This is a genomic window from Bradyrhizobium sp. LCT2 (assembly GCF_009931255.1).
GTDB lineage: Bacteria > Pseudomonadota > Alphaproteobacteria > Rhizobiales > Xanthobacteraceae > Bradyrhizobium > Bradyrhizobium diazoefficiens.
The window spans coordinates 9,375,101-9,387,870 of sequence record NZ_CP034432.1; the positions used below are offsets into that span (position 1 = coordinate 9,375,101).

9 protein-coding genes are annotated in these 12,770 nt (G+C 63.3%); 5 read left to right on the plus strand and 4 right to left on the minus strand.

The features are described 5' to 3' along the window. Positions 1 to 156: 156 nt before the first annotated feature. Entirely contained in the window at positions 157 to 3,213 is a 3,057-nt protein-coding gene (locus tag EI171_RS44250; RefSeq protein ID WP_161537192.1) for an AAA family ATPase, read from the minus strand. Positions 3,214 to 3,498: 285 nt separating this feature from the next. Here EI171_RS44250 and EI171_RS44255 point away from each other — a divergent pair, with 285 nt between their 5' ends. Continuing rightward, positions 3,499 to 3,993, plus strand: a complete 495-nt coding sequence (locus EI171_RS44255; RefSeq protein WP_028173761.1) for a hypothetical protein — start codon at positions 3,499 to 3,501, stop codon at positions 3,991 to 3,993. Positions 3,994 to 4,228: 235 nt separating this feature from the next. Further along, positions 4,229 to 5,266, plus strand: a complete 1,038-nt coding sequence (locus tag EI171_RS44260; RefSeq protein ID WP_161536865.1) for a thermonuclease family protein — start codon at positions 4,229 to 4,231, stop codon at positions 5,264 to 5,266. Positions 5,267 to 5,380: 114 nt separating this feature from the next. On the opposite strand, the gene EI171_RS44265 is transcribed toward EI171_RS44260, so the two are convergent. Then, entirely contained in the window at positions 5,381 to 6,133 is a 753-nt protein-coding gene (locus tag EI171_RS44265; RefSeq protein ID WP_011090604.1) for an SDR family NAD(P)-dependent oxidoreductase, read from the minus strand. Between the two features lie 95 nt (positions 6,134 to 6,228). On the opposite strand from EI171_RS44265, the gene EI171_RS44270 reads away from it, so the two are divergent. Next, positions 6,229 to 6,540, plus strand: coding sequence for a helix-turn-helix transcriptional regulator (locus EI171_RS44270; protein WP_011090605.1), 312 nt, complete (start codon positions 6,229 to 6,231; stop codon positions 6,538 to 6,540). A gap of 9 nt (positions 6,541 to 6,549) precedes the next feature. Here EI171_RS44270 and EI171_RS44275 read toward each other — a convergent pair whose 3' ends face one another. After that, positions 6,550 to 8,982: an autotransporter domain-containing protein gene (locus tag EI171_RS44275; RefSeq protein WP_162494165.1), complete on the minus strand. Its 2,433-nt coding sequence runs from the start codon at positions 8,980 to 8,982 to the stop codon at positions 6,550 to 6,552. Between the two features lie 825 nt (positions 8,983 to 9,807). Here EI171_RS44275 and EI171_RS44280 point away from each other — a divergent pair. Together EI171_RS44280 and EI171_RS44285 are read left to right on the plus strand one after the other, a co-directional pair. After that, a complete protein-coding gene (locus EI171_RS44280) occupies positions 9,808 to 10,017 on the plus strand; it encodes a hypothetical protein (protein WP_063921558.1) in 210 nt (69 codons plus the stop codon). A gap of 989 nt (positions 10,018 to 11,006) precedes the next feature. Continuing rightward, the gene (locus EI171_RS44285; RefSeq protein WP_161536867.1) at positions 11,007 to 11,867 is read left to right on the plus strand and encodes an integrase; all 861 of its coding nucleotides are present in this window, start codon (positions 11,007 to 11,009) and stop codon (positions 11,865 to 11,867) included. Positions 11,868 to 12,232: 365 nt separating this feature from the next. Here the strand turns inward: EI171_RS44285 and EI171_RS46340 are convergent, their stop codons facing one another. Continuing rightward, positions 12,233 to 12,757: a hypothetical protein gene (locus EI171_RS46340; RefSeq protein ID WP_246740415.1), complete on the minus strand. Its 525-nt coding sequence runs from the start codon at positions 12,755 to 12,757 to the stop codon at positions 12,233 to 12,235. Positions 12,758 to 12,770 lie beyond the last annotated feature (13 nt).

Sequence of the window (12,770 nt, forward strand, 5' to 3'; positions counted from 1 at the left end):
CCGGCGGCCATCCCGCTAAAACATCGAAAACAACCCCATGCACAGTAGAAGTGGCACGATAAGCCATTGTGATTACTACAAAATAAAAACGATATGTCGGGCAAGAAGGTCACCCCGGCGGTACGATCGCACGGCAGGCGGATTGAGAGGCAGGGGTCAGGCGAGCTCGTCGCCCCGGGCGAGCATCCCGGTCAGCATCGCCTCGGCCTTCTGCTTCAGCGGCAGCGCGCCGCTGTCGGATGCGATCGCGATCGCCGCGCGCAGGGCGGCAAGGATCGCGGCCTTGTTCTCCTCGCTGGAGGGCGGCGTCACCACGGCTTCGCCGAACAGGGCCTCGGCCTCGAGGCCGGCAAACCCCTGCTGCCGCGCGGTGTTGCGCGCCTCGCGCAGCATGTTCTGCGCGGCCTGGACGTCGCCGAGCCGGCGGGTTGCCAGCGCCAGGTAGATCGAGCTGCGCAGCACCGCCGAGGTATAGCCGACCGCCTTCGCCTCCTCGCGCGCCTCGCCGAGCATGCCGCGCGCCCGATCGAACAGACCCTGCTCGAGATAGGCGATGCCGAGGTGGCAGGCGAGCACCGGCACGAACAGCCGAATGCCATGCTTCTGCGCGAGGACGAAACCCTCTTCGAGGATGGCGGCGGCCGCCGCCGGATCGTTGCGGCCGAGCTTCAGCCACCCGCCGCTATAGGCCGCCGCGACGCGGTCATAGGGACGGCCCGTCTCCTCCGCGATCGCCGCGGCCTGCTGCTGGAGCTGCTCGGCGGCATCGAGCTCGCCCATCACGGTGTGGGTGAAGCTTTTCATCATGCAGCAGAGGAGGAGCGTGTATTTTGGGGGCGTTCCGAAGGGCGCGCTTGCCTCCGGCCCCATGAGATTAGCGCGGCCTCGCGCCAACGTCTGCTCCGCTTCGCGATATCGACCGGCGAGAAAATAGGCCTGTCCCAGATTGTATTGTGCAAGGTTGCGCCAACCCGGGTTGCCTGACTTCTCGGCGAGGCCAACGACCTCCCGGCCGAGCGCAACCGCTTCAGTTGGCGTTCCGTAGAAATTCTGTCCACCCGCCATGACGGTCATGGCGGCGACCTTTCTTCCGATGTCGTCAATTCCACTGGCCCGGCGTTCGGCCTCTTTTCCGAGATCGATCCACTCGGCAACCTGACCGGACCAGATGAATGCCATTCGCGCCTCCATCCGGAGGTCAATTGCATCTGCCTCCCGCGAAGGAGTCATCGGTGTTTTGTCGAGCGAACTCATCGCGATCCCGAAATAGTCGACCGCATCGGCATATGCCGAGCGCACAAGACATTTCCGCGCGGCCCCCCTCCCGTACCCGAACGCTTTCAGCCAATCCTTCGCGCGCATTGCGTGGTAGCAAAGCGTGTCAGGACCGTCGCTCCATGTCTCGTCGCTTTCGAAGGCCGCAAGAATTCGCGCATGTATATTTTCGCGCACCTTTTCGACCATCGACTCGTAGGTCACTTGGCGGACCATCTCGTGCTGGAACTCGATCGAGTCCTCAAGTTCACTATCGATCCTGACGAGGAGCTCGGCTCGGTCGAGCGCTCCAAGGCAATCCTGGAAAACGTCTTCGGGCAGCGCCGCGACGTTCCGCAGCATCATCACGCTTGAGCGCGGCCCCAGCGCCGCCGCTATTTGGAGAACCGAGCGCTCCTGCCTTGAAATGCGATCGAGCCGCGCCGCAATCACGCCCTGAATGCTGGTGGGGATGCCGAGCTCATCAATGGGTCGAACGAGCGCAAGGTCACCCCACTGACCGCGAAGCGTGCCACTATCTTTCAGTCCGCGGCAGACTTCCTCGAGAAACAGGGGAACGTTGGCCGTATGAGAGATGATACGGTTCTTCAAATCGGTGTTCGTCGCCGACGGTCCGAGCATATCGGCCAACATGGCCAATCCCGAATCGTCATCCAGGGGGCGCATTGCAATCACTTCCGCGTGGCAGCGCGCGATCCACTCAGGCATGCCGTTCGGCCTGCTCGTGAGAAAAACCATCAGGTTGGGGCTCTGCAACGACGCGATTGCAGCAACAACCGCATCGCTGGCTCGGTCGATCCAGTGCAGGTCCTCGATGAGAAGAACGGTGCGCTGCTGGAAGGCCAAGCCTTGAACGATGGCGCAACTTGCATCGGAAATGGCACGCGCGCGCGCGTAAGGCTCCAACTCGCTCCAGCGAGGATCCTCGACCGGAATATCCAATATGGAATCGATCGCGAGTTGATGGATTGCCTGCAACTCCTGTCGGATGTCGACCAGACCATCCGAATCTCTGGCGGTAACTTCGGAGATCGAAAGTATAATGCGCTTGAGCGCGCTGAACGGCACGCCCTGAAGGTTCGGGCTGCACTCGGCGTCGATCAACCGCCAGCCATCGGCCTTGAGCTCCTGGGCGAACTCATGTGCGAGCCGCGATTTTCCGATGCCTGCATCGCCGATCAGAAGGACCGTCTGCCGGCTTGCACTGGACCTCTCGGCGGCGCGTCCCAACAGGGCCCGCTCGGTCGTTCGATCGACAAACCGCGAAACGCTCCGCGCACGTCGCACCCGCCAGCTTGAAAGGTCGCTCGCGCCGACGACACGGTAGACCGGCAGCGGCTCGTTGAAGCCGCGCAGCACCTTGAGGCCCAGGGATTCGAATCGGACATGTCCATCCGCGAGTTTCTGGCAGGCTTCCGACACGTAGATCTGATTGGCCTCGGCCGCTGCCTCCAGCCGCGCGGCAAGATGCTGAGCGGCGCCTCCGATCTCGTAGACCTTGGAAAACTCGCTGGCGACCATATAGGCGACGACGTGCCCCGAATGGAGGCCGACCCGAACCTGAAGTCCGGGATCCCCAAGACGGCCAACGCGCCGGACAAGCTCGATGGCAGCATGGCAGGCCAGCGGCGCATGGTTGTCGTCGGCGATCGGGGCACCAAAGACCGCGGTCAAGCCGTCCCCCAACTCCTTGCTGACGATGCCGCCGAACTGGCGTACCGCGCCCCTCATGGCCGCCAGCGCAGGCTCCAGGCGTGAGACGGCCTCCTCCGGCTCCAGTTCGGCAACAAGCCCTGTGGAGTCGATGACGTCGGCTCGGAGAATTGTCACAAACCGCCGCTCGCTGTCGGGATCAGCACGCCGACGTACCGCCGCCCCACACTTGGAGCACCAGCTATCGTCGGGATCAATCGCCGACTGACACGCGAAGCAATGCATTCCTGCGCCTTCAAGGATCGCGGCGTCGCTGTCGTCCAGCGCCCGCGAGCAACTCGTGGTAAGAATACCTATCAAGAACCGCTTAGCAAATCGGACTTGCCCATCGCCGTTTAGCGGGGCGCGGTGCGGTTGGCGATCTGGACGAAACACAGTCCTGAGTGGTAGCGTACGCAAATCCCAGCAAAGATGGGGCATATATCGGCGAGGCCAGGTTGGCAAAACCAACCGGCGTCGTGGAGCTGTATGTATTTTCGCAAAGCCAAGGACATATTGAGGGAAAAGACGATGGGGTCGAGAACTTACACCGGGGCTTCATTCAAAGATTTGATGAACGACAATTATTTCCCTCTGGAAAACATGCAGAGGAGCGTGGACATCCTCAAGGCGTCGCCGGACATCCATCTGCCGACCCTGGAGTACGGCCAGTACCACCTGATCCTGACGCCGGCGGACAAATGGCCGGACGGGAGTGCGGCGTACTGGCACAAGGAGAAGGGCCGGGCTCGCGTCGACCTCACCACGCAGCTGAATACGGTCCCGCTGTCCAAGGACGAGCCCGGCGTGATCCCGCTGACGCGATGCGCGCTGCTCGATGCCTGCGTGCGGAAATGCTTCAATTCCGAGCCGCCGATCCCGATGAAGACGAATATCATCACCCACGCGGCGAGCGACGCCTATGCCGACCGGCACGAAATCCGGCTGGAGTGGGAGTACGACAATGGTGAGGACCAGGCGCCGACGTTGCTCCACCTGACGATGGTCTGTCCGTACCGACCCTGATTCCGAGCGGGAGCAGCGCGGAAGCTTCCGCACCAATCGAAGGTGGTCCGTCGTCGCCACAGCATACGTTGCACGACGGACCAATCATGCCCCGCCCGCTCGGCCCGAAGGCCGCGGCGCACTGTCTCGCTGCCGCCCCGTCATGGGCCTGTCGCACGAAAATGATCTGTTCCAGCTGTGCGCGTGCGAGCCGCCTGCTTGAGGCAACCGTCGCGTCCATTGACAGGAGCGGCCGATGCCGGTGGGACTGCTGGAGGTCGAAGGCACGATCGAGGTCAGCCAGTTCTGGCCGGAGGGGAGGTCTGACGCCGACACCACCAAGGTCGTGGTGAACGTCGCGCCCGATGCGATCCGCTTCCGCAAGAACGACACCTCGCCGTTCCAGCCGACCCATGTCTTCGACAACGCCAAGGTCAAGGGCCGGACCAACACGGCACCGATCAAGAACGGCAAGCTGACCGTGCGCCTTCAGGGCATCGACGCGCCGGAGCTGCACTATCAGCCGTCGCCGCTGTCGCCGGCCGAGAAGAAGGGCCTGGCGGATGCCAAGCGGCAGGCCTATCACGAGGTCACGCACCCCTACCGGCAATTCCTCGGCGCGACGTCGAGCAAGGCGCTGCATGACTTCCTCAGCCGTGCCGGCGGGGCGACGCTGGCCTGCCGGGTGTTCACCCGTGTCGATGCGCCGAACGAGGTGTTCGACACCTATGGACGGCTGGTCGGCGACATCGAGGTGGCGGTCACGAACAAGACGGTCGACATCAACCACTGGCTGGTCGAGCAGGGCTTTGCCTATCCGACGTTCTACTCCTCGATGAACGACGACGAGATCAAGGCCTTCCTCGTGCTCGCCAAGGCCGCGCGGACGAAGAAACTGCCGGTCTGGAAGCATCTCGCCAAAACCGTTCCGGCCTTCGACTTCGACCTGCGCGAGCCCAAGAAGAACGAGACCGACGTGCTCGCGACCGACAAGGGCCCGGTGATCCTGCCAAAACTCTACCGCCGCCAGACCAACTGGTCGGCGCGCAAGAAGGCGAAGGTGACCAGCCAGACCTTCCAGAAATTCCTGGGTGAAGGATCAGGCGGCAAGCCGGACACCTGCTACGAGATCGACGACTTCCTGACCAACGGCGTTCACTCGGCGACGCCGCGGAATTTTGCGGAGTTCGTCGAGGGCGGGAAGACCATCAAGTTTCAGCCGGAGGGGCTGGTGTTCGGCGAGGCGCCGTCGAGCCTGGTCGGGGCGGACAACAAGTCCATCCTCCATTTCTGAGGCCTGCCTGTCGCCAAACAAAATGGCCCGCGTCGCGCGGGCCATTTTCTCATCCAAAGCTGCGAAGTCCGAACTTGGCCTTCAGCGACGTCGCGCCGCCAGAGCGCCTGCTCGTTAGCGAAGGCCGCCGGTGACGTGAAGTGTCTCGCCGGTGACGTAGGACGCGTCGTCCGATGCGAAGAAGGCCACCGCGGCAGCGATCTCCTCGACCTTGCCGATGCGGCCAAGCGGGGTGGTGGATTCGATCCAGTTGCGCATGTCGCCCTCGTGCAGGCCGGCCGACACGACGCCTTCGGTGGCGATCATGCCTGGATTGACGGCGTTGACGCGAATCTTGCGCGGCGCGAGCTCCTTCGACAGCACGGAGGAGATCGCATCCACCGAGGCTTTGGTCGCAGTGTAGACGGCGGTGTTCGCCGGCGCGATGGTCGATACGCCGGAGCTGATGTTGATGATACTTCCGCCGTTGGCGTTGAAGTGCTTCGCCGCTTCACCCGAGACCAGCAGCAGGCCAAGCACATTGAGGTCGAAATGCTTGTGGAAATGCTCGGGCGTGATGGCCTCGAGCGGGGCGAACTCGTAGACGCCCGCGTTGTTGACGAGGATGTCGATCGCGCCGAACGCCTTCACGGTCTCCGCGACGACGCTCTTCACGTCCTTGGCGTCGGCCAGGTTGCCATGGACCGCGACGGCTTTACCCCCCTTGGCGATGATGGCGGCGACCACGCGGTCGGCGGCCTGCTTGCTGGAGCTGTAATTGACGGCAACCGCCGCCCCCTCAGCCGCAAGCCGGGCGGAGATTTCGGCACCAATGCCTTTGGATGCGCCGGTCACGAGCGCTACTTTGCCTTCCAGTCTCTTGGTCATCGCATGTCTTCCGTTGTTCGGCGGGATGCCGATATTCAATAGTTCAATACTAGTGAACTATTGAATGAGTTCAAGGGGCATGCTATATTTTGGGCATGGTGCAGTTCGTTCACCCTTCGCGCGACGAGATTACGCTGGCCGGAGTGCTCGGAGCCCTCGCGGATCCCATGCGGCTGCGGATCGTCAAAAGCCTGGTCGCGCAGAACGCTTGCATGTCGTGTACCGAGGCGGCGCCTTGCCCTGACATGGCGAAATCGACCCTGTCGAACCATTTTCGCATTCTGCGGGAGGCCGGCCTGATCCGGACGTCAAAGCAAGGTGTCCAGCACCGCAACGTGTTGCGCGAGGAGGACATCAATGCGCGGTTTCCGAAACTGCTGAAAATGATCCTGAGCTATCCGGACTGAGTGTCGCCACTACCAGGCATAGCGGATGATGCCCTTGCCGGCGTAGCTGCTTGTGACGTTCGAAAACTCGCCCTCGAAGGTAGCGCCGAACGAGACGCCGCCGCGCCATTTCACCTCGGCCGAGGCCGTGACGAGCGCGGAGTCGCGCGCCTGCGCCGCGCCGTTGACCACGAATGATGCGCCCGGGAGCGCCTGGAAGGTGGCCGCGATAGCGCGATCGGGATCGAAGTCGTGCGCCCAGGCGGCGCGGCCGCGCAAGACCAGGACGGCATCGCTCAGCGCAAACGACCTGTCCGCGCGCAGACCGAGCTCGCTGCGCGTGTCGGTGACGCTCCGCGAACCGTAACTCAGGGCGAAGGCATTGCTGCCCGCGAGCACCTGTTCGGCATAGGCCGGCAGATCGAAGATGGTCGACTGGCCGGCGGCGTAAGGCGTGAGCCCCATCCACGGCGTCACGAAGCGATAGCCGGCCTCGACGCGGCCGGAATAGGCGTTGGCGTTGAAGCGGGCCCGCAACTGATCGCTGCCGGCGATGGTGACGGTGCGGGTGGTGGTAATGTCCTGCCAGCCATACGCCAGCGCGGCGGAGACGTAGGCCGCGCCGACGCCGTGGCGAAGGAAGGCGCCGGCCTGAAACAAATCCGACCGGCCGCTGCCGCCGTTGGCGACGCCAAAGCTCGTGCCGCCGCCGGCCAGCGCGAAGCCGGCGACGGTGTCGGGTGAAAAGCGATAATCGGCGCCGACCGCCGTGCCGGCGATGCGACTGGTCGCCGTGTTCGATCCCATCGTGGCATTGCCGTCGGTGGTCTGCGAACCGCCATAGCCCGCGGCCCATACGCCCCAGCGTTGCATTACGATGTCGGACGCCGCCGGGGCCTTGCGGGAGAGCGCGGCATAGGCGTCGCGCTCCGCGGCGGAACGTCCGCGACCGGTGGAGGCGTAGGCACGGAAGCCATCCTCGTCGGCGAATTGCGACGCACCGGCCGGCGACGATCCGCCATCGCCCCGGCCGGCCAGGAACGGATCGGTGAGGACGCCGATGAACTGCGTCATCGCGTCGAACGTGGTCTGCTGCGACCCGGTCGCAGTTTCGCCGGAGGCTTGCGTCAGGCCCGCTTGCGACAGCGTGCCGTACACGGCGGGAATGCCGCCGGTGAGGTTGAAGAAAGTCGACAACGCATTTCCGACATTCTGCTGATTGACGTTGAGCCCGCCGGGAATGGAAAAGTTCAGCGCCAGATCGAGATAGGCATTGTTGGCATCATAGCTCAGGCTGGTGTGAAAGGTGGCCGGCAGGTTGGTATCGACCAGCGCGCCGAACGTGCCGGTCAACCCGCCGCCGGCATTGACGATCGTGTATTGCTTCGCCACGTAGCTGCCGGCCGCGAACACGGCACTGACGGTGGCCCCGCCCAGGGTCGCGGTGCCGGTCACGTTGACGCGATCGGCATTGGCGGGCGAGACCTCGACCACGTAAGTCGACGGCGCCGTGAAGACGAGATTGCCGTTCACGGTCAAAAGGCCGATCGAATTGCCCGGCGCCAGCACGCCGCCATTGATCGTAGTGTTGCCGACCGTGCCGTTGCCGCCGAGCGTGCCGCCGCTGTTGACGGTGGTCAGCGACGCCGAGGCGAGCGAGCCGTTGACGGAGAGAATGCCGGCATCGACGCTGACCGCGCCTGTGAATGAACTCGATCCCGTCAGCGTCCAGTTGCTGCTGCCGGCCTTCACGAAGCTGCCGAAGCCGCGGTACTGGGCGGAGTCGCCGAGCGTCGACAGGTCGAACGAGCTGTTGGCGGCTCCGCCCAGCCGGAGCGTGTCGGCGTAGCTGAAGGCCATTACGTTGCCGGTGACGGTCGACCCGGCCTGAAGCTCCAGACTGTTGACGCCGCCGGTGAATGTGATGGCGTTGGCACGGGCCCCCGTGCCGGCATTTCCGAGCCCGCCGCTGATGATCCCCGCATTCTGCACGACGAGGCCGGCGCCGCTGATTCCCGCGCCGCCGGCGACGGGCGGAAAAAAGGTCGGATACCTGGGATCACCTTGGGGGCCACCGGTGCCTCCCGAAATCATGCCGGTATTGATGACGATGCCCCCGGCCGCGAGAACAAGACCATCGCCGCCGCCGCCGCCGCTTCCAGAACCGATTGCGCTTCCGCCGCCAGAACCGCCGCTTCCTCCCGTGATCGAACCGGCATTGGTCACGGTTGCAGTGGTGCCGACGACGACACCCTTTCCACCTCCACCGGCGCCGCCATTGCCATCGGCGGAAGTTGTGCCTGCATCGCCGCCCGAACCACCCCTGATGAAGACGCCGGCATTGACCTGCAGATCGCCGCCGGACAGGTACAAGCCATCGCCGCCGCCACCGCCCCCGCCGGCCGACCCGTTGTAGGGGCCAAGACCGCCTGCTCCGCCATTTCCGCCGGTCAGGTTGACCACCGCGGCGTAGTTGCCGCTGACGGTCGCGGCCCGGCCACCACCCCGCCGCCGCCCCCGGCGTTGATGCCCCCCTGGAATCCACCCCCGCCTCCGCTGCCGCTGCCGCCGCCACCGCCGCCTGAATAACCCGCGCCCCCGGTTCCTCCGCCTGGCGCAACGTTGTTTCCGGCTGCGCCCCCGTACGGACCGCTTCCCGCAGTGTCCGGGCCACCGCCGCTTGCGCCATTCCCCGCTGCATTCCCGTCGCCCGCCAGACCACCGGCGCCGCCGGCTCCGGGGACACTGTCGGAGTAGGCGCCGCCAGTGCCGCCGTTGCCGCCGACCAGTTGCGCATGCGCCGGCATCATTTGCGCCGCAAGGCCGACAAGAACACCGACGCTCGCAAGCAGAGCCCTGCGCAACAGCCATCCAAGGCCGGCGCATCGCGAAGGCGCCGGCGTGCGCGGACCGGAGCGATGCCGGTCGCGCGACGGGTCGATCTCATCGGGAGAAAGCGGCAAGGACCTGTTGTTCATCATCATCTGCGACATCAAGGAGGAGGCCGCCCGCGATCAGTGCAGGCCGGCGGCGCGAAGATCCGTAACAGGTCGCCCGCCGCCGTGATGTGCCGTGTGTCTCACGCGCGGATTCCGACGGACGGTGATGCAGAGACGGCACAGTCGCGCGAACCGTCGATGCTCGCCTCAACGGGAAGCAGAAAGAATTGCCGACAGTCGGCAGAATGGTCCGGCGGTTGATCGGGCCTGCGGCCTCGCGAGCGACGAAGCGTCGGACTTGTCTCGATCCATCAATCAACAATCGCAGCGCGCAGGATTGGTACGGATCGTGCAATTCCTCGTCGTGCAGACGAACGAGGATCGGACAATGAATATCTCGGGCGCGAATGCCTACGCGTATTTGCAAGACGCTTCATCGGCAAAGCGAGCGAATGCCGGCACGACGTCATCCGCCGGCAGTGCGCCGGTCTCATCGAGCGGCTCCGGTCAGGCCAGCGACGGAAGCGTCCAGAGCACCAAACGACTGGCGTCGATCTGACGGTCTGATCATCCGCCGATCCGGATCAGCCGTCGTAGCCTTTCGGACGATTGAAGCGCCCATGGCAAAACAAAAATGGCAAAACAAAAATGGCCCGCGCGATGCGGGCCATTTTCGTATCGGAACCGGTGAAGTCCGAATTTGGTTGCGGGGACACGCAACACCCGATTATTGCGATTGGTCGAACAGGAAATCCCCCGGCTTGTTGCATGAAAGATCGGAACCTGCGACCTCTGCGTCCCAAACGTAAGTAGCAATCGAAAAACCAACAAAAACAGTAGCGTTTGCGCTTGTTTAACGTCCTTTGGCGCGGTTTGGTCACGGTATTTCAGTAGTCAATCGGCGTCTTAGCCGAGTAGCGAATTCCTACTTCGCGGGTAGCCGGTTCGATTCCGCTAGGGAGCGCCAAATTGACTTTAGCAAAAACTCCGTAAAATCAGATAGTTAAGCGTAAATCTTGACATTTTCGGCAGCTATGCCGCATGTAAATGTAGATACATTGCGTAGATACATGGGTCCGAAGATGAAGCCCGATTACCTGATTCAGCGGAACGGCTATTGGCAATATCATCGACGCGTCCCGAAGGCCTACGCCGGCCTGGGCGGCAAGACCAGCAGGTTTGTGGTCATCAGCACCAAGATAGCGGTTGCCGACGATCGGACCGGCGCCAGGGCCGCGCGCGCGGCTGTCCGGCTCAACGAGCAGCAAGAGGCGCGCTGGCGCTCACTGGCTTCCGGCACGCCAGATAAGCAGCGCTGGCAGGATGCAGTCACCCTCGCCCGCTCGCATGGGCTCGACTACTTGACACCCGACGAGGCCGTCAGGCGCGAGATCAGCGAGCTGCTCGCCCGGATCGAGACCTTGAAGGTTGGTGAGCGCAGGACCGACGTCGCCGTCGTGGACGCCGTGCTGGGTGCTGTCGACAAGCCGCGCGTCATGCTCTCCGATCTGTTCGGCGAGTATGACCCAGCAAACGCCGCTCTCGAAAATGTCGCCCAACCAAAAGCGGAAATGGACCAGCGCCAAGAAGCGCGCGGTCGAAATCCTGATCGAGCAGCGCGGCGACAAGGCGTTGCAAGATATTACGCGCGCCGACGCCGTGGCCTATGCTGACTTCTGGGAAGGCCGCACCATCGCTGAAGGCATCAGCCCTAGCAGCGCTAACAAGAACATCAGCCACATCGGAGGCATGATCCGCGCTGTCGACAAACGCCTCAAGCTTGGGCTGGATCATGTATTCGGCGGCACGCGCCTGGAGGGCGGCAGGGACGGCAATCGGTCGCCATTCACGGTAGAGCACATCCGCAGCGTTATCCTGGCTCCGGGAGCGCTGGACGGGCTCAACGACGAGGCGAAGGATGTGGTTTACATCGTGATGGAAACGGGCTGTCGACCAAGCGAGATAGTGAACCTCAATAAGAGCCGGATCAAGCTGGGCGCAGAGATCCCGTTCATTCGCGTAGAAGCTGAAGGCAGGCTGTTGAAGACAGAGCACAGCGAGCGCGATATTCCGCTCGTCGGCATGGCGCTGGATGCGATGAAGCGGCAGGCAGGCTTCCCGCGCTACTTCGACAACGGCGACAACCTTAGCGCCACGCTGATGAAGCATTCTAGAAAGGCCAAGCTGCTGCCCAAGGTGAGCGAGGATACGCCACTGAAGAAGAGACCCAAGTACGGCGTTTACTCGTTTCGTCACAGCCTCAAAGATCGCCTGAAGGCTGTGGAGTGCCCAGAGGAGTTAACCGACGAGTTGATCGGTCACGCCACAGGCAAGCCGAAGTATGGCGATGGCTACGGGCTGCAGCTCAAGGCGAAATATCTGCAGTCGATTGCTCTGGCGCCAGGGTAAGCCCTTTGGGTTGGGCTCTGAGAGGCGAAGCCGAGTCGGCCGCCATAAACGGAAAAGCCGCAGCGCGGTCCAGCCCCACTGCGGCTCCCCCAGTCCAATAGCCTTGGTGCTCAAATCTCGATCAAGTATTCCTTTAGTAGAACACAGTGTTCCGAAAATGGGAGTCCGTAAAATTACTGGCACACACTGTGGCAAATAGCCCGCCCAACTCGCATTGGAGCGGGCCGCGGTAGAAGTTGCGCCGAGATGGGTGTATGATTGGAGGGTTGAAAATCCGCTTCATTTACGGGCCGGCGCATCCGGCGCCCAGAGTCGAAAACGGGCCTGTACATCGTATGGGCCCGTTTTCCTTGATCCGCTTCCGGCTATTCGGCCGCCTGCGCGAATGACCCGGCACCACGGCAGACGCGCGCCGCCGATTCGACCGCCCCGATCTTGACGCTGTATCCACCACCCTCCACAGCGTAGCAACCCGCGTCATCACCAGCGGCATTGCGCCAGTCGCAGCGGTCAGGCACAAGGCTAAATCCGATGTCGGACAGGCGGTCTTCCGCCTCCTTCAGCGTATTGAACGTCCGGCCGTCCACCGACTCCGCCAGCGACAGGCGCGCGATGTCCTCCTGGAGGCTCTCACAGATACGATCGAGCCACTCCTGCTCGTAGGGCAATTCGTCGAGCAGCAGCAGGGCTTTCTTGCTCAGATCCCGCCAGTCTGCGGCGGGCGCCTCAAGGATCCTCTCCGCAATTCCGCATGCGGTGTGGGTCATCTCCTCAACGATCTCGCTGGGAAGCGGCCCACGGGCCAGGTCGGTCAATCGGCGATGGGTGTAGAGAAACTGCGAAAGGGTGGTGGGTCGTTCAGCGGACGGAAATGAGGCGGCTTGCAGCATTGGGCGGGTTCCT